Origin of the sequence: Nakamurella deserti (assembly GCF_003260015.1) — a bacterium.
GTDB classification, from domain to species: Bacteria; Actinomycetota; Actinomycetes; order Mycobacteriales; family Nakamurellaceae; genus Nakamurella; species Nakamurella deserti.
The window spans coordinates 1,607,712-1,624,783 of the sequence record NZ_QCXS01000002.1 but is presented as its reverse complement, the minus strand read 5'-3'; the positions used below and the strand labels follow the sequence as shown (position 1 = coordinate 1,624,783).

Below are 17,072 nucleotides of genomic sequence, written 5' to 3'. Positions count from 1 at the left end.
TTCGATACAACGGGATGCCTACGGGCGGGTCCGGGCCGGCTCGGTCGAGCCGGTCGGTGGTGACGGTTCAGTCCGCCTGCGCGGCCTGCGCCGCCGGGGACGACGTGACCTTCGGTCGGGTGGCTTCGCGCAGGAGCAGCGCGGCCCACTCGTTCGGCTGACCGATCAAGCCGAAATTGTGCAGCATGTCGTCGTTGTCGGACGGTGTGTCAACAGTCACGTACCCCAGACCCACGAACGGGCCCTTCGTGTTGGCGATCCGGATCGACGTCAGCGGTGCGGTCACGGTGCGTTTCATCAGCCACAGACCGCGTGTCCGCACGAGGCGGCCACCTTCGGTGATCAGCTCCATGTCCACCTGCCAGGCGGCCACCGTCAGGGCCATCATGCCGATCGTGGCCAGGATCAGCGCGGCGTGCAGCAGGCCCTCGCCGGCGAAGATGCCGATCAGCAGGCCGGCGGCGAGCTCAGCGCCGCCGATGATCGCGCCGGTCTCACGCTTGACCCCGCGCCGCATCGACACCACACCGGCGTGCGCCGCGGCGAGCAGCACCAGCGCCAGGTAGGCGGGCGACACGAGCACCGCGACGACCACGGCCACGAAGCCGGCGACGAGGCGCAGGACGAGACCGATCCAGTGCCGGTGGACCAAGGCGCGGCGCGGACCGTCCGGGGTGTCGACCATGCGCACCGAGGATCCGTCCAGGATCGGCGCCAGCCGCCGCGCCTCGACGCGGTCCAGCAGGGGACCGAACCGTGGCGGCCGGGGCCTCCACAGGCTGCGGTCCGAGCGGGGCGGCTCCGGCGCCTCCTGCCGGGTGCTCCGCGACCACGCGAGCAGCCAGTCGGGGTCGTCCTGTTCAGGGGGTGGCTGCGGGACCCACACCGCCTCGCCCTGGGGCGGACGCCGGTCCGATTCGCTCATCACCACTCCGCGTGCACCGGGTCGTCGGTTGGACGACGCGAACAGGACCACCCGCACCGACGTGCGTCCACTCGACGCACCCGCCCCGGACGACGACCGGCCCGATGCCGTCACCAGAGTAGCCCCGCCGACTACGCAGGGCGATCCTCTTCTGCCACAGTGGTCACACGTGTCACATCGGGCCCGCGAGGTGCGCCGTCAGGGTGCAGCGGGCCGACGCAGGAAGGCGGGGTCGTGACCGATCCGGAGGAATCCCACGGTCCCGGTCGACCCGACCGGGCGGCGTTCGTGCTGCACGACCACCGGACGCCGCGACCGCACTTCGACCTCCGGCTCGAGGAGGGCGGTGTGCTGCGTTCGTGGGCGGTACCGCGGGGACTGCCCGGGCCCGACGAGAGCCGGCTGGCGGTGGCCGTGGACGACCACGACCTGGACCACCTGCGCTACACCGACGCCGACAAGTCCATCGCCGACACCGGGTGGTGGGAGGAGCACGACCGCAACGACCGGCGGATGGTCTTCACCCTGCACGGACGGGAGTTCGACGTGCGGTACGTGCTCGTGCACACCGGTGGGACCCAGTGGCTGCTGCGCCGGACCCGGGCGCAACCCGAGGACGGTCCGCCGGACTGACCGGCGCCGCGACGTCAGCCGGTCGGTTCCAGGACCACGACCGGGATGACCCGCGACGTCTTCGCCTCGTAGCCGGCGAAGCCCGGGTAGTCCGCCTTCTGGGCCGTCCAGATCGCCTCGCGCTCCGCGCCCTCGGCCACCCGCGCCGTCACCGTCCGGTACTCGGTCCCGACCTCGATGCCGGCCGCCGGATGGGCCAGCAGGTTGTGGTACCAGGCGGGGTGCGTGTCGGCGCCCGCCTTCGACGCGAACACCGCCCAGCCCCCGTCCACGGCCCGGTACATCATCGGATGCACGCGCTCCTCCCCGGACCGGGCGCCGGTGGTGTGCAGCAGCAGCAGCGGAGCACCCGCGAAGTTGCCGCCCACCCGGCCCTCGTTGGCCCGGAACTCCTCGATGATCTGGGTGTTGTAGTCGGCCATCGTCGGTCCTCCCGCAGGTGTCGGATGGCGTCGATGGTGCACCGCCCACCGCACGGTGTCACCACCCGGGCCCACGCGGCGCCCACCCGCCGCCGCGGAGCTCCGGTTCCGGCGATACCCCGGCGGTGCCGGATCCCGGCGGTGACGCCGTTCAGGTCAGCCGTCGCCGGCTGGCCGCCCCCCGGCGCAGGTCGCCCAGCTCCGACCGCACGGACCGCCGCCGCAGGACCGGGCTCGCGGTGCCCGCGCCCTGCGTCATGGCGTCGACGACCTGCGCGATACCGACGGCGGTGTCGATGCGCGGCGTCCAGTCCAGGACCTCCCGGGCCCGGTCGGTCCGCATCAGCGGCACCGAGAACGCCAGGTCGATCCAACCCGGGTCGAGCCGCTCGAGGTGCAGCCGCCACCCCGCGGTCACCAGCCCCCGCAGCAACGAGCGGGGCATCGGGAGCGGCCGGGCGTGCATCGCCCGGGCGATCAACGCACGGTCCAGCGGGGTGGGGGCGGCGAGGTTGAACGCGCCACCCGCCCGGCGCCGCACCATCTCCAGCAGGGCGGCGGCCACGTCGTCAGCGTGCACCACAGGCACCCGGAAGTCGCCGTCGAGGGGCAGCACCGGCAGCAGGCCGACGAGCCGGCCCGGGACGAACGGCGGGAGCCCGTACCGCAGCAGGCTTGAGCCGGCATCGGGGCTCATGACCAGGCCCGGCCGGGCGCGACTGATCAGCAGGTCGGGGTGCTCACGCTCGAAGACGTCGAGCACGTGCTCGGCGGCGGACTTGTGACGGCTGTACGGCGAGGTCGGGATGCCGGTGGTCGGGAACGACTCGTCCACCGGCACGCCGTAGGACCCGGGCCCGTAGGCGCCGACCGACGACATGTGCACCACGTGGGGGACGCCCGCCGCCACGGCGGCGGACAGCACCGACCGCAGACCGCCGACCCCGACGGCCTCCAGGTACGCCTCGTCGCGTGACGGCTGGAACCCCCACGCCAGGTTGACCACGGCGTCCGCATCGGCGAACGCCTCGGCCAGCTCGCCGGCCGCGGAGGGTCCGGCGACGTCCAGCGGCACCCAGGCGCTCACGTCGTACGGCGGTTCGGCGGGTGGCCGACGGCGGCTGACGCCGACCACCGTGAGCTCCGCGTCCTGCGCGCACCGCCGCAGCAGTGCCGTTCCGATGTTGCCCGACGCTCCGATGATGACCAGCTTCATGACTGCGCTGCTACCCGATCCCCCGAGCCGTGATGCGGTGGTGGCGCGCGTCTCAGCTGCGGCGGGGCGACCGTAGGCTCGGTCGATGCCGACCCTGACCGTCATCGCCGAGCAGATCCTGGCGCCGGTGCCGGGCGGTACCGGGCGGTACGCACGCCAGATCCTGCAGGCGCTGGCGCAGACGTCGCCGGCCGGGTGGACGGTCCGGTCCACGACCGCCTGGCACCGGGACACCGGACGTGCCGTCGTGCCCGGGGTGGACGGGCCCCACCGGCAGCCGGCCGGGCCCCGGGCACTGGCCCAGCTGTGGAGGCACGGCCTGCCGCCCTGGCCGGCGGGTGACCGGGTGCACGCCACCACCCCGCTGGCCCCGGCCCCCCGACGCGGCCGGACCGTGGTCACCGTCCACGACACGGTGCCCTGGACGCATCCGGAGACGCTCACGCCGCGCGGCGTGGCCTGGCACCGGACGATGATCGACCGCGCGGCCCGGACCGCGGACCGGATCGTCGTCCCGACCCGGACGGTCGCCGACGAGCTGGCCGCGCTGTTCCCCCGGGCCGCGGACCGGATCGTGGTGGTGGGACACGGGGTCACCGCGCTGCCCGGCGCCGACGACCCGGACGCGCGCGCCGCGGCGCTGGGCGTGCCGGCGCGGTACGTGCTGAGTCTGGCCACGGTGGAGCCGCGCAAGGGTCTGGACGTGCTGGTCGCCGCGATGGCCGGCGTCGACGCCGACCTGGTGGTGGTGGGTCAGGCCGGCTGGGGGGAGGTGGACCTGCGGCGCTGGGCCGACGCGGCCGGGCTGGACCGCCGCCGGCTGCACCTGCTCGGCCGGCTGCCCGACGCCGACCTCGGGGTCGTGCTGGACCGCGCCGCGGTGCTGGCCGTGCCGTCCCGGGCCGAAGGGTTCGGGCTGCCGGTGCTGGAGGGGATGGCCGCGGGGATCCCGGTGGTGCACTCCGACGCACCGGCGCTCGTGGAGGTGGGCGGCGACGCCACGCTGTCGTTCCCCCGGGACGACGCCGACGCGCTGGCGGACCGGCTGCGGACCGTGCTGGATGACCGGCCGACGGCCGCGGACCTGGCCACCCGGGGGCGGCTGCGTGCCGCCGGCTACCGGTGGACCGACGCGGCGACCGCGTTGTGGCGCCTGCACACGGCGTGAGCCGAGGTCAGCGGCCGTCCTCGGCGCGACCCTGACGCCAGTACCCCATGAAGGCCACCGACTTCCGGTCGATGCCGCGCTCGCTGACCAGGTGACGGCGCAGCGACTTGATCACCGCGGCCTCGCCGGCGAGCCAGGCGTACAGGCGGGTGCGGTCGCGCGCCGGGCCGTCCTCGTCGTTGCGCGGCGCCTCCCACAGCAGACCGGCGTCCACGTCGACGTCCTCGAGGTCGGTGCTGGGCGGGGTGTCGTGGCAGCTTCCCGTGCCGCACAGCTCGGCCGCCGCGACCTCGACCGCGGGGATCAACCGCGAGCCGTGCCGTCCGGGCTCGCGGACCACCAGCCGGACCTGCACGCCGTCGGGCACGCGTCCGAGCGCGTTGCCGTCCGAGGCGTGCTCGACCTCCAGGACCGCCACCCCCCGGGCGTGCGGGGGCAGCGACTCCAGGATGGCGGCGATGGCCGGGACGGCGGTCGGGTCGCCCGCGAGCAGGAACTGGTCGGTGTGCGCCGGCGGCAGGAAGTCCACACCGCCGTAGGGCCCGCCGTGTTCGGCGTTGGGACCGCAGATGTAGAGCTCGTCGCCGACGACCGCGTCGGTGGCCCACCGGGACGCCGGGCCCGTGCGTCCGTGCAGGGCGATGTCGATGTCGACCTCGGCGGCCTCGGGACGCAGGGCCCGCACGGTGTAGGTGCGGACGGGATTGCGGCACTCGTCGGGCAGCGCACGCCACTGCAGGTACCAGTCGCCGCCCGTGGGCAGATCCGCGAAGCCGCGATCGGGGAGCGGCAGGATGAGCTTGACGCGCTGGTCGTACCCGCCGCTGGCGAGCCGGTGCACGGCCGGGCCGGTGAAGGTGAAGCGGCGGAAGCCGCGGCCGAGGTCGACGATGCGGGCGACCGTCGAGGAGACCAGGTGGTACGGGGTGACGAGAGTGGGGGCGCTCATCTGTCGCTTCCGTTCTGCCCGCCGGGCGGGACCGCGTTCCGGCGTCGGACGACCGGCCGGAGTGCACTGCTGAGGCAACCCTAACTGAGGGTTGCCTAAGCTCTCCAGGGCGGGTGGGCGTGAGCAGGGCCACGTCCGGCGGCGCATCCGGCGGCGGCCGTCCAGCGCGTTCGGACGCGGTCCACAGCATCGCCACAGGTCGGGGGTCCACGGTGGAGCTGACGACCTCCCGGCGGGGGAGTCGGCCGGCGGCGCGCGGGCCGGGCGGTGCCCGCGCCCGGCTCTACGCGGCGTAGATTGGTCCTCGGTTCGCATCACCGCCGTACCCGACGCCGATATCGGGTCAGCCCGACAGGTGTCGGGGGCGTGATCGGACTAAGCTCATGGCATTCCGGGGCACCCGGGACGTCAGTGCGCCGATCAGCTGGAGGAACAGTTCAGTGACCGCCGTCGCTCCTCGCCCCGTGGTGAGCAGGCCGATCCCCGTCCATCGGCCGTCCCGAGGGACCAAGTTCCTCAGCCTGCTGCAGACGACCGACCACAAGACCCTCGGTCTGATGTACATCACGACCTGCATGGTCTTCTTCATGATCGGTGGCGTCCTCGCGCTGCTCATGCGCGCCGAGCTCGCCCGGCCGGGCCTGCAGTTCCTGTCGACCGACCAGTACAACCAGCTGTTCACCATGCACGGCACGGTGATGCTGCTGTTCTACGCGACGCCCATCGTGTTCGGTTTCGCGAACTTCGTGATGCCGCTGCAGATCGGTGCCCCCGACGTCGCCTTCCCGCGCCTGAACGCCTTCTCGTACTGGCTGTTCCTGTTCGGCGCGCTGATCGCGATGTCCGGCTTCTTCACGCCGGGTGGCGCCGCGGCGTTCGGCTGGACCGCCTACACCCCGCTCTCCAGCGTCGAGCACTCGCCCGGCGTCGGTGGCGACCTGTGGATCATGGGCCTGGCCGTCGGCGGTCTCGGCACCATCCTCGGCGCGGTCAACATGATCACCACGATCATCTGCCTGCGTGCCCCCGGCATGACGATGTGGCGGATGCCCGTCTTCACCTGGACGATCCTGGTCACCTCGCTGCTGGTCCTGATCGCCTTCCCGGTGCTGACCGCGGCCCTGTTCGGCCTCGCCGCCGACCGGCACTTCGGCTCCCACGTGTTCGACCCCGCCAACGGCGGTGCGATCCTCTTCCAGCACCTGTTCTGGTTCTTCGGGCACCCCGAGGTGTACATCCTGGCGCTGCCGTTCTTCGGCATCGTCTCCGAGATCATCCCGGTCTTCGCCCGCAAGCCGATCTTCGGCTACCGCGGCCTGGTGTTCGCGACCATCTCCATCGCCGCCCTGTCGGTCGCGGTGTGGGCTCACCACATGTTCGCCACCGGTTCGGTGCTGCTGCCGTTCTTCTCGCTGATGACCTTCCTCATCGCGGTGCCGACCGGGCTGAAGTTCTTCAACTGGATCGGCACCATGTGGAAGGGCCAGCTCACCTTCGAGACGCCGATGCTGTTCGTCGCGGGCTTCCTGGTGACGTTCCTCTTCGGCGGCCTGACCGGCATCATCCTGGCCGCGCCCGCCCTGGACTTCCACGTGTCGGACTCCTACTTCGTGGTCGCGCACTTCCACTACGTGCTGTTCGGCGTCATCGTGTTCGCCACCTTCGGCGGGATCTACTTCTGGTTCCCGAAGATGACCGGTCGCTTCCTCGACGAGGGCCTCGGCAAGTGGCACTTCTGGCTGACCTTCGTCGGCTTCCACGCCACCTTCCTCATCCAGCACTGGCTGGGCAACGTCGGTATGCCGCGCCGGTACGCCGACTACGTGGAGAGCGACGGCTTCACGTTCATGAACACGTTCTCCACGGTGGGCGCCTTCATCCTCGGGGCCTCGACGTTGCCGTTCATCTGGAACGTCGCCAAGTCGTTCCGCCACGGCGAGATCACCCACGCCGACGACCCGTGGGGTTACGGCAACTCGCTGGAGTGGGCCACCAGCTCCCCGCCGCCGCGGCACAACTTCCTCACGCTGCCGCGCATCCGGTCCGAGCGCCCCGCGTTCGAGCTGCACCACCCGCACATGATCGAGCGGATGCGCTCGGAGGCCCACCCGAGCCGTGACTGGAAGGGACTCGAGGCCGCGGAGTCCAGCGACCACCTCAAGATCCCCGACGAACCGAAGTCCTGAGCTGATCCCCGAGTCCCGCTGCCGATCCGGCAGCGGGACTCGGCATGTCCGGACCCTGCGCGTGGCAGGGTGGCCGGCCCCACCCGAAGGAGTGCGCATGGCGCAGAACGCCGTGCTGATGACGGTCACCGGCAGCGACCACCCGGGCGTCACCGGGGCCCTCTTCGCCGTCCTCGGCGCCCACCGCGTCGACGTCCTCGACGTCGAGCAGGTCGTCGTGCGGGGCCAGCTCACCCTCGGCGTGCTGGTCTCCGTGGACGGCTCCGGCGTGCGCCTGCAGGAGGACGTGCAGGCCGCGATGGCCGCCGTCGACATGGCGGTCACCGTCCGACTCGACGTCGGGGTCGACGAGCCCCGCTCCGCGGGCACCCACGTGCTGGTCGTGATGGGCCGCCCGCTGCAGGCCACCGCGGTCGCGCTGCTGGCGGGCCGGCTGGGCGAGCTCGGGGTCAACATCGAGACGATCAAGCGGGTGGCCGACTACCCGGTGACGGGGCTGGAACTGCTGGTGTCGGCGGCCGGGGACGAACTGCTCCGGCAGGCCGTCGCCGAGGTCGGCGCCGCCGCCGGGGTCGACATCGCCGTCCAGCGCGCCGGGATCGCCCGCCGCTCCAAGCGGCTCATCGTGTTCGACGTCGACTCGACGTTGATCACCGGCGAGGTCATCGAGATCCTCGCCGACCACACCGGACGGCGGGCCGAGGTCGAGCGGATCACCGAGGCGGCCATGCGCGGCGAACTCGACTTCGCCCAGTCGCTGCACCGACGGGTCGCGATGCTCGCCGGGCTCGACGCCGCGGTCCTCGACGAGGTCGGCCGGTCGCTGGAGCTCACCCCGGGTGCGCGCACCACCATCCGGACGCTGAAGCGTCTGGGCTACCGCTGCGGCATCGTCTCGGGCGGGTTCACCCAGGTCGCCCGCCACCTCGTCGACGATCTGTCGCTGGATTTCGTGGCCGCCAACACCCTCGAGGTGGAGGGTGGCCGCCTGACCGGACGGGTCGTCGGGGACGTCGTCGACCGGCAGGGAAAGGCGCGTGCGCTCGCCCGCTTCGCTCTCGAGTCCGGGGTGCCGATGAACCAGACGGTCGCGGTCGGCGACGGGGCCAACGACATCGACATGCTCACCGCCGCCGGGCTGGGGATCGCCTTCAACGCCAAGCCGATCGTCGCAGAGTTCGCCGACACCACCCTCAACCAGCCGTTCCTGGACCCGGTGCTGTTCATCCTCGGCATCACCCGGGCCGAGGTCGAAGCCGCCGACGCCGCCGACGGCACGCTTCGCCGGGTGCCGATCGGATGACCCCCGAGGCCTTCGGCGCCGTGCTGGCCCCGCTGGCGGAGCGGCACGCCCACTGGATGAGCCTGCGCGACGACGAGGTGCTCGACGACCGGGACGAGGCCGCCGAGGACGTCCGGGCGATGCAGCTGATCCTGCGGCTGGAGCGTGAGCAGGCGCCGTCCTGGTCGTCGGCGCTGGCCGCGGCATGCACCGCGGCCACCGCCATCTGCCTGGACGAGCGGGCGGCCCCGGGTGGCGCCTGGCACGACCCCGTCGCCGGGTACGTGCGGGCGCACATCCGCAAGGTCACCCGGCGCGCGCGGGCCGGCCAGTGGCAGGCGGTGCAGGACCTGCCCGGCACGACCGTCACCCGTCGTGACGCCGAGGTGCGGGCGCTGCTTCCCGGTCCGGTCACCGATCTCGACAAACGGGTCGGCAAACTCCAGGTGGGCGGCACCGATCTGCCGGTGGACCTGAGGGCCGGCGACCGTCCGGTGGCGCCCGCGGGCGTCCTGCTGCTGCAACTGCCCGCGCACATCCCCATGACGGCCGGCAAATTGATGGCCCAGACCGGGCACGCCGGGATGATCACGGCCGCCCTGCTGTCCGCGACCGACGGCGGCGCGCTGCAACGCTGGTGGGCGGCGGGCCTGCCGACCACGGTCGCGCTGCTGACCGAGCGGGCCTGGTCGGCGGAGCACATCCTTGCCGGCGACGCCCACGCCTGGGAACACCGCCGGGTCGCGGTCCGCGACGCCGGGTTCACCGAGATCGACCCCGGCACCGTCACCGTGATCGCCGACGCCACCGGGCTGTAGCGACACCCCCGGCGGCCGGCTCAGACCAGCGTCACCCCGGACTCGCGCATCGCCTCGACCGCGCGGTCACCGTCACCGGGCTGCAGCTCGACGAAGCGGGTCAGCTCGAGCGGCACCGTCACGTCGTAACCGAGCTTGACGCCGTCGATGGCCGTCTCCTTGACGCACCAGTCACCGGCCAGCCCCACGACGACGACGGACATCACGCCGTTCTCGTCCAGGATGGTCGACAGCTTCGTACCGCGGTTGGTGCCGGTGGGCAGGTGCAGCACCGTGAACCCCGAGTAGCCGTCCTCCGGTCCGTCACCCTTGCGGACGACCTCACCCACGACGTCCAGACCGTCCAGCAGTGCGGCGCCGTGGCTGCCGATCACGCAGTGCACGGGCCACAGCCCGCCGTCCTTGGCGAAGTGCGGGGTGCTCTCGGGGTGCCAGTCCTGGGTGTAGACCACCGTGGCGCCCGCGGCCTGCGCCGCGGCGATCTCGGCGTTCACGCCGTCCAGGAGCTGTTCGCCGCCCCGGACGTACAGGCTGCCGTCGGGGTCGGCGAAGTCGTGCTGCATGTCCACCACCACGAGCGCGGTGGACGGGAGGTAGGTCTGCGTCATCGGTGTCCTGTCAGGGGATCAGGTTGAGGGTCGGGATCGCGGGCTCGCCGCGGGAGAGCTTCAGGCCCGCCCAGGGGAGTGAGACCAGGCCGTCGGCCAGCGCCCGACGCGACTCCTCCAGGGTGGGCAGCCCGTCGACGGGGACGCCGCCGCGCAGCAACGGCCGGGGCAGGTGCCGGTCGAACTCCTCGGCCGCCGGCGGCTCACCGTCGGCGAGGTAGACGACCTCCTCCAGGGCGGTACCGGTGGACTTGTACCGCCGGAGCGCGGCCTTGCGGCCGCCGTAGGAGCGCTTGTTCTCGCTCCGCTTGGCGACCGGCCGGCCGTCCACCTCGACCAGCTTGTAGACCATGCTGGCCGTCGGTGCCCCCGAACCGGTGACCACCGAGGTGCCCACGCCGTAGGTGTCGACCGGCTCCGCGCGCAGCGCGGCGATCGCGTACTCGTCGAGGTCGCCCGACAGGACGATCTTCGTGGCGGTGGCGCCCAGCGAATCCAGCTGACGGCGGGCCGAGCGGGTGAGTACCCCCAGGTCCCCGGAGTCGATGCGGACCGCCCCCAGCCCGGTGCCGGCGACCTCGATCGCGGTGGCGATGCCCTGCGTGATGTCGTAGGTGTCCACGAGCAGGGTCGTGCCCACGCCCAGCGCGTCCACCTGCGCCCGGAACGCGGCCGCCTCGGTGTCGTGCAGCAGGGTGAACGAATGCGCCGCGGTGCCGCCGGTCGGGATGCCGTGACGGCGTCCCGCCTCGAGGTTGGACGTGGCGGTGAAGCCGGCGAGGTAGGCGGCGCGGGCGGCGGCCACGGCCGACTCCTCGTGGGTGCGCCGGCCGCCCATCTCGATCAGCGGCCGGCCCTCGGCCGCGCTGACCATCCGGGCCGCGGCCGAGGCCACCGCGCAGTCGTAGTTCAGGATCGACAGGACGAGCGTCTCGAGGATGCCGGCGGCGGCGAAGGTGCCGCGGACGGTGAGGATCGGCGAACCCGGGAAGAACAGCTCACCCTCGGGGTAGGCGTCGATGTCGCCGTCGAAGCGGTAGCCGGCCAGGTAGTCCAGGGTCGGCTCGTCGAGCACACCCCGCAGCCGTTCCAGCTCCGCGTCGCCGAACCGGAACTGCGCGATCGCGTCGACCAGTCGGCCGATCCCCGCGACCACGCCGTAGCGGCGCCCGTCGGGCAGCCGGCGGGTGAACGCCTCGAAACTGCAGGTGCGCTCGGCGGTACCGTCCCGCAGCGCGGCCTGCAGCATGGTCAGTTCATAATGGTCCGTCATCAGCGCGGTCGACCGCGGCGACAGTGCGGAGGGCGTCATAGGTCCAGCACTGTAGCGACCCGACGGCCGCCCGATCGCCTCGCGGGAGGCGGCGGGGTCGGGCGGGAGTGGAACAATGGACGCCGTGACCGCACCGACGACCGAGGTGATCCAGCAGACGGACGAGGTCACCGCCGCGCAACTGCCCTGGGTGACCATCGTCTGGAACGACCCGGTCAACCTGATGTCCTACGTCACCTACGTGTTCATGAAGCTGCTGGGACACCCCAAGGACAAGGCCGAGAAGCTGATGTCGGACGTGCACCACCTCGGCCGCGCCGCCGTCAGCAGTGGCTCCCGTGAGCAGATGGAGGCCGACGTGGCCAAGCTGCAGGGCGCGGGTCTGTGGGCGACGCTGCAGCAGGACTCCTGACGTGCCGGGATTCCGCCGCCGCCGCGGCAAGCTCGTCGTCACGCTGGAACCCGCCGAGGTGCAGGTGCTGGCCGACGTCGTCGACCAGGTCCGGCAGTTGCTGGCGCAACGCCGCGCGGAGGCGCCCTCGGATCCGTTGGACGCCATCACCGGCATCCAGACCGCACCGTCGACCGCGCCGGCCGACCCGGCGCTGGGCCGGTTGCTGCCCGCCTTCCACCGCGAGGACGACGAGCTGGCGGCGGGTCTGCGGGTGCTGTACGAGCCGGAGCTGATCACCGCCAAGGACCGCGCCGCCGTCGCGCTCCTGGACTCCCTGCCGCACGGCGGCGGCACGGTCCGGCTCTCGGAGGACACGGCGCAGGCGTGGCTCACGTCGCTCAACGACGTCCGGCTGGCGCTCGGCGTCCGGCTGGACATCACCGACGACGAGGCGGAGCCGGACCTGGACCGGCCCGACCTGCACGGAACCGGCGCGGCGATGTACAACGTGTACCGCTGGCTGTCGGCGCTGCAGGACTCGCTCGTCGTCGCGTTGATGCACTGACCGGGGGGGCGGGCCGGCGCGGTCGGGCCGGGGTCGGTTCAGGGTTCACCCCGATGTGGGCGGCCACCCCGTCGGTAGCCTGGAGAGCATGACCTTCCCGGTGACGCCCTCCCCGAATCCGCGGACCACGGTGGTCCCGAAGAGCCGCAACACCCTGGTGCCGGCCCGCTGGCAGCAGGCCGCGATCGTGCCCGGGGTGCTCGTCGCGGTGATGGTCGTGGTGCAGATCGTCAACTCGGTCCCGGCGTTGAACGTCGTCCAGCACACCGGGATCGACCCCCGCCGGGTGGACGGTCTGCTCGGTATCCTCACGGCGCCGTTCGTCCACGGCAGTTGGTCGCACCTGCTGGCCAACGCGGTGCCGCTGATGATCTTCGGCTTCCTGCTGATGGTCAACGGAGCCAGGCAGTTCATCGCCGTCACCGTCCTGGTCTGGCTGGTCAGCGGCATCGGGGTGTGGCTGACCGCGGCGTCGGGCACCACCGTCGTCGGGGCGAGCGGCATCGTCTTCGGGTGGCTCGCCTACCTCGTCGTCCGTGGGGTGTTCACCCGCAACCTGGGCCAGATCCTGGTCGGTCTCGTGCTGCTGGCTCTCTGGGGCGGCATCTTCTGGGGCGTCCTCCCCGGGGCCAACGGCATCTCCTGGCAGGCGCACCTGTTCGGTGCCCTGGGCGGCGTGCTGGCCGCGTTCCTCGCCGCCAAGGCCGACGGGCCCCGCCGGAAGACGCCTGCGCTGACCGCCTGACGTAGCGTGGCGGGCGTGAGTACCGCACCGATCGGCGTCTTCGACTCCGGGATGGGCGGGCTGACCGTCGCCCGCGCGATCATCGACCAGCTGCCGGGCGAGCAGATCCGCTACGTCGGTGACACCGCCAACGGACCCTACGGACCGCTGCCGCTCGCCGAGGTCCGCCGGCACGCCCTCGCCGTGGCCGACCGGCTGGTGGACAGCGGCGTGAAGATGCTGGTGATCGCGTGCAACACCGCGTCCGCGGCCAGCCTGGCCGACGTCCGCGAGCGGTACGACGTGCCCGTCGTCGAGGTCATCCGGCCGGCGGTCCGCCGTGCCATTGCCGCGTCCCGGACCGGTCAGGTCGCGGTCATCGGGACGTCGGCCACCATCAACTCGCACGCCTACCAGGACGCCTTCTCCGTCGCCTCACACGTCACCGTGCACCCTGCGGCCTGCCCGTCGTTCGTGGATTTCGTCGAGCGCGGCGTGACCTCCGGGCGGCAGATCCTCGGTCTCGCCGAGTCGTACCTGGCGCCGCTGCAGCACCGAGACATCGACACCCTGGTGCTCGGCTGCACGCACTACCCACTGCTGACGGGGGTGCTCAGCCTGGTGATGGGCGAGTCGGTGACGCTGGTGAACAGCGCCGAGGAGACTTCGCTGGACGTCTACCGGCTCCTGACCCAGCGCGATCTGCTGGCCCCGGGGGACACGCCCGCCCAGCCGCACGAGTTCCTCGCCACCGGCGACCCGGAGCCGTTCACCCGGCTCGGACGCCGGTTCCTCGGCCCCGAGATGGGTGCCGTGGCCCGGCTCAGCGCGGTCGCGGCCCGATAGGCCGGGCCGGCCGGACCGCTCGACACCGGATCCACCGCCGGTGAGCCGTCCGGGTCCGCCGCCACGGCGCAGCGTCGCGGCGTCGCGGCCGGCGGTCGATCCCTGCTCCGCAGGTCGCCGTCCCGATCACCGTCCGTCCGGTCGCCGTTCTGTTCGTCACCGACGGTGACACTCACGCGGCAGGCTGGGCCGGAAGGGTGGCAGATGCGTGCACAATTCGGACATCCGGCTACGATCACCCGATGACCGTGACCCTGCGCTGCATCCATGCCTCCGTTCGGGGGTGCGCGACCCCGAACGGCAGCGCGCCCGTCGTCGCACCGGACGTCCTCCGGGACGAGGCACGGCGGTGAACCGCCGACCCGGACGGGACCACGACGACGGTGCCAGCACCCTCGAACTGACCGCCGTCGTCACCGTCCTGGGGGGCGTCGGTGCGCTGGCGATCGTCACCATGTCGCCGCTCGCCGCCGATGCGGTCGACGTCGCCTGCCGCGCCGGCGTGGAGACGGTCCGGATGGCCGCGCTGGCGTACGAGACGCAGCAACCCGGGGGCGGCTTCGCGCCGGACATGGCCACCCTGGTCGCCGCGGGCTACCTCAACTCGGCGCAGTCGGACGTGTCGTACACCGTCACCGGCACCGGCACCGGCACCTCGTTCGAGGTCCGCGGGACGGGACGCTGCACCCGTTGACCGCACCGGGCGGGGCGCCGGGTCGCCCCGCCCGGCCGCTGCGGCCTAGTAACGTCGCCAGTCATGCCTGCCATCGAGAACCCACCCGTCGTCGCCCGGCTGGACGGCCGCGCCGACGACCAGCTCCGCCCGGTCACCTTCACCCGCGGCTTCCAGCTGCATCCGGCCGGCTCGGTCCTCGTCGAGTTCGGTGGCACCAAGGTGCTGTGCGCGGCGTCGGTGACCCAGGGCGTCCCGCGCTGGCGCAAGGGCAGCGGCCTGGGGTGGCTGACCGCGGAGTACGCGATGCTCCCGTCGTCCACCCACGACCGCAACGACCGGGAGTCGGTCAAGGGCCGCGTCGGTGGCCGCACCCAGGAGATCAGCCGGCTGGTCGGCCGCTCGCTGCGCGCCTGCATCGACCTGGCCGCGCTGGGCGAGAACACCATCGCGATCGACTGTGACGTCCTGCAGGCCGACGGCGGCACCCGCACCGCGGCCATCACCGGCGCGTACGTGGCGCTTGCCGACGCGGTCACCTGGCTGGGCGCGTCCGGTGCGCTCGCCGACCCGCAGCCGCTGTCCTGCCAGGTCGCGGCGATCTCGGTGGGGGTGGTCGGCGGTCGGGTCCGGCTGGATCTGCCCTACGAGGAGGACTCCCGCGCCGAGGTCGACATGAACGTCGTCGCGACCGACGCCGGCACCATCGTCGAGGTGCAGGGCACCGGTGAGGGCGCCACGTTCTCACGCAGCACGATGAACGCCATGATCGACGTCGCGCTCGCCGGCGTCGAGGAGCTCACCACCCGGCAGCGGGAGGCCCTCGCCACCCCGTATCCGAAGCCGCTCCCCGAGAAGAAGCGCCGATGAGCCGTGTCCTGCTGGCCACCCGCAACGCCAAGAAGCTCGCCGAACTGCAGCGCATCCTCGGCGCCTCGGTCACGGTGCTGGGCCTGGACGACGTCCGCGCGTTCCCGGAGGAGCCCGAGACCGGTGCGACGTTCGAGGAGAACGCGCTCGACAAGGCCCTGCAGGCCGCCCGCGAGACCGGTGAGATCGCCCTCGCCGACGATTCCGGCTTCTGCGTCGACGCGCTCAACGGGATGCCCGGCGTGCTGTCGGCGCGCTGGTCCGGAGTGCACGGCGACGATCCGGCCAACACCGCACTGCTGCTCGCGCAGCTGCGGGACGTTCCCGACGACCGGCGCGGTGGCGCGTTCGTGTGCGCGCTGGCACTGGCCGTCCCGGGCGGGGAACACCACCTGGTCCGCGGCGAGTGGCACGGCCGGGTGCTGCGGGAACCGCGCGGCGGCAACGGGTTCGGCTACGACCCGGTGTTCGCGCCGGACGACGCCGACGGGCGGTCCAGCGCCGAGCTGGCGCCGCCCGAGAAGGACGCGCTGTCCCACCGCGGGCGGGCCACCGCGCTGATGCTGCCGGTGCTCCGGAAGGCGCTGGGGGTTGCCGGGTAGACGGCACGGGTACCTGCCAGACCGCACGAGAGAGAACGTCCGGCTGCCGTGACCGGCAGTCGGCACGAGAGGAGCAACGACACCGTGAGTGAATCAGCGGACGCCAACGAGAGCTTCGAGGTCGGGACGCTCGACGGCACCAACCCCGAACTGAGTTCCAATGACGGCGGCGAGGACTCCTTCGAGCAGTCCGTCGAGGGTGACCCGGTCTACGACATGACCCAGGACCAGGTGCTCGACCAGGGATACAGCCCGCCCGACTACGAGCCCAAGACCAAGGTGCCCACCGAGGCGGAGGAGGCCGAGGGGCTCAGTCTCGACGAGCTGCTCGCCGCCGAGGAGCCCGATGTGGACGTGCTGGCCGAGCGCCAGGACCAGCAGGAGGTCGAGGCCCTGGAGGTCGGCGACGAGCGGGCGGGGCGGCTCGTGGACATCGGGGACGACGGCTTCACCGACACCGAGAAGGCGATGATCGCCGAGGACGACGGCATCGCCGGTGGCGGGGCCACCGCGGAGGAGGCGGCGATGCACGTCTTCGACCCGGAGGGCACCGACCGGTACTGACAGCGCCACGATCGGGACCGGTAGCGACGGTCCGCGGTCGGCGCCGACGGATCACCAGGCGCCGACCGGTCCTGCGTGGCGCCGACGGGTCCTGTGTGGCGCCGACCGGTCCTGCGGAGCGCCGAGCGGCACCGATGGGCGTCGCGAGGCCTGACCCGCGTCCAGCGGTTCTGATCGCGCGCCGTGGATGACCTTCCACTGACCGGTGATTGACATCGACCGTCCCCATCGGTGCCGGTCGGTCCTGACCGGCCCGACCGGCGCCGCGTTCCGGACCGGCGCCGACCGGCACCGGCTGATGCTGATCAGCACTGACCGGTCGAGACCGGCGGCCCGTGTGTCACCGCCCGGTCC

At 72.5% G+C, this 17,072-nt stretch carries 19 protein-coding genes; 13 read left to right on the top strand and 6 right to left on the bottom strand.

From position 1 onward, the window contains the following. Window positions 1-67 precede the first annotated feature (67 nt). Window positions 68-925 carry a hypothetical protein gene (locus DB033_RS07390; RefSeq protein WP_157970560.1) on the bottom strand — a complete coding sequence of 286 codons (858 nt, stop codon included), beginning with the start codon at window positions 923-925 and terminating at the stop codon, window positions 68-70. Window positions 926-1,159: 234 nt separating this feature from the next. Between DB033_RS07390 and DB033_RS07385 the strand changes: the two genes are divergently transcribed. Continuing rightward, window positions 1,160-1,558 carry a DNA polymerase ligase N-terminal domain-containing protein gene (locus DB033_RS07385; protein ID WP_205843704.1) on the top strand — a complete coding sequence of 133 codons (399 nt, stop codon included), beginning with the start codon at window positions 1,160-1,162 and terminating at the stop codon, window positions 1,556-1,558. 14 nt (window positions 1,559-1,572) lie between these two features. Here DB033_RS07385 and DB033_RS07380 read toward each other — a convergent pair whose 3' ends face one another. Beyond that, the gene (locus DB033_RS07380; RefSeq protein WP_111766114.1) at window positions 1,573-1,980 is read right to left on the bottom strand and encodes a nitroreductase family deazaflavin-dependent oxidoreductase; all 408 of its coding nucleotides are present in this window, start codon (window positions 1,978-1,980) and stop codon (window positions 1,573-1,575) included. Between the two features lie 151 nt (window positions 1,981-2,131). Continuing rightward, on the bottom strand, window positions 2,132-3,196 hold the full coding sequence (locus DB033_RS07375; protein ID WP_111766113.1) for an NAD-dependent epimerase/dehydratase family protein: 1,065 nt from the start codon (window positions 3,194-3,196) through the stop codon (window positions 2,132-2,134). A gap of 85 nt (window positions 3,197-3,281) precedes the next feature. Here DB033_RS07375 and DB033_RS07370 point away from each other — a divergent pair, with 85 nt between their 5' ends. Then, complete coding sequence (locus DB033_RS07370) at window positions 3,282-4,364, top strand: glycosyltransferase family 4 protein (protein WP_111766112.1); 1,083 nt, start codon at window positions 3,282-3,284, stop codon at window positions 4,362-4,364. Between the two features lie 7 nt (window positions 4,365-4,371). Here DB033_RS07370 and DB033_RS07365 read toward each other — a convergent pair whose 3' ends face one another. Next, window positions 4,372-5,313: a siderophore-interacting protein gene (locus DB033_RS07365; protein ID WP_111766111.1), complete on the bottom strand. Its 942-nt coding sequence runs from the start codon at window positions 5,311-5,313 to the stop codon at window positions 4,372-4,374. Window positions 5,314-5,753: 440 nt separating this feature from the next. On the opposite strand from DB033_RS07365, the gene ctaD reads away from it, so the two are divergent. The 3 genes from ctaD to DB033_RS07350 all read left to right on the top strand — a co-directional run bounded on the left by ctaD (window position 5,754) and on the right by DB033_RS07350 (window position 9,599). Beyond that, entirely contained in the window at window positions 5,754-7,499 is a 1,746-nt protein-coding gene (gene ctaD, locus DB033_RS07360) for an aa3-type cytochrome oxidase subunit I (RefSeq protein WP_240615779.1), read from the top strand. A gap of 97 nt (window positions 7,500-7,596) precedes the next feature. Then, the gene (gene serB / locus DB033_RS07355) at window positions 7,597-8,802 is read left to right on the top strand and encodes a phosphoserine phosphatase SerB (RefSeq protein WP_111766109.1); all 1,206 of its coding nucleotides are present in this window, start codon (window positions 7,597-7,599) and stop codon (window positions 8,800-8,802) included. Then, complete coding sequence (locus tag DB033_RS07350) at window positions 8,799-9,599, top strand: peptidyl-tRNA hydrolase (RefSeq protein WP_111766108.1); 801 nt, start codon at window positions 8,799-8,801, stop codon at window positions 9,597-9,599. The genes serB and DB033_RS07350 overlap by 4 nt, the downstream gene beginning before the upstream one ends. A 20-nt stretch (window positions 9,600-9,619) precedes the next feature. On the opposite strand, the gene DB033_RS07345 is transcribed toward DB033_RS07350, so the two are convergent. Together DB033_RS07345 and DB033_RS07340 are read right to left on the bottom strand one after the other, a co-directional pair. Beyond that, entirely contained in the window at window positions 9,620-10,207 is a 588-nt protein-coding gene (locus tag DB033_RS07345; RefSeq protein ID WP_111766107.1) for an isochorismatase family protein, read from the bottom strand. 10 nt (window positions 10,208-10,217) lie between these two features. Next, on the bottom strand, window positions 10,218-11,519 hold the full coding sequence (locus tag DB033_RS07340) for a nicotinate phosphoribosyltransferase (RefSeq protein ID WP_111766106.1): 1,302 nt from the start codon (window positions 11,517-11,519) through the stop codon (window positions 10,218-10,220). A gap of 76 nt (window positions 11,520-11,595) precedes the next feature. Between DB033_RS07340 and clpS the strand changes: the two genes are divergently transcribed. From clpS to DB033_RS07300, 8 genes are all read left to right on the top strand, one after another. Beyond that, complete coding sequence (gene clpS / locus DB033_RS07335) at window positions 11,596-11,892, top strand: ATP-dependent Clp protease adapter ClpS (protein ID WP_111766105.1); 297 nt, start codon at window positions 11,596-11,598, stop codon at window positions 11,890-11,892. Window position 11,893: 1 nt separating this feature from the next. Continuing rightward, complete coding sequence (locus DB033_RS07330) at window positions 11,894-12,439, top strand: DUF2017 domain-containing protein (protein ID WP_111766104.1); 546 nt, start codon at window positions 11,894-11,896, stop codon at window positions 12,437-12,439. 88 nt (window positions 12,440-12,527) lie between these two features. Further along, on the top strand, window positions 12,528-13,184 hold the full coding sequence (locus DB033_RS07325) for a rhomboid family intramembrane serine protease (RefSeq protein WP_111766103.1): 657 nt from the start codon (window positions 12,528-12,530) through the stop codon (window positions 13,182-13,184). A gap of 15 nt (window positions 13,185-13,199) precedes the next feature. Beyond that, window positions 13,200-14,009, top strand: a complete 810-nt coding sequence (gene murI / locus DB033_RS07320; protein WP_111767314.1) for a glutamate racemase — start codon at window positions 13,200-13,202, stop codon at window positions 14,007-14,009. A 349-nt stretch (window positions 14,010-14,358) separates the two neighbouring features. Further along, a complete protein-coding gene (locus DB033_RS07315) occupies window positions 14,359-14,703 on the top strand; it encodes a hypothetical protein (RefSeq protein ID WP_111766102.1) in 345 nt (114 codons plus the stop codon). Between the two features lie 63 nt (window positions 14,704-14,766). Continuing rightward, window positions 14,767-15,552, top strand: coding sequence for a ribonuclease PH (gene rph / locus DB033_RS07310; protein WP_111766101.1), 786 nt, complete (start codon window positions 14,767-14,769; stop codon window positions 15,550-15,552). Continuing rightward, entirely contained in the window at window positions 15,549-16,154 is a 606-nt protein-coding gene (gene rdgB / locus DB033_RS07305; RefSeq protein WP_111766100.1) for an RdgB/HAM1 family non-canonical purine NTP pyrophosphatase, read from the top strand. The genes rph and rdgB overlap by 4 nt, the downstream gene beginning before the upstream one ends. An 84-nt stretch (window positions 16,155-16,238) precedes the next feature. Beyond that, window positions 16,239-16,718 carry a DUF5709 domain-containing protein gene (locus tag DB033_RS07300; RefSeq protein ID WP_157970559.1) on the top strand — a complete coding sequence of 160 codons (480 nt, stop codon included), beginning with the start codon at window positions 16,239-16,241 and terminating at the stop codon, window positions 16,716-16,718. Window positions 16,719-17,072 lie beyond the last annotated feature (354 nt).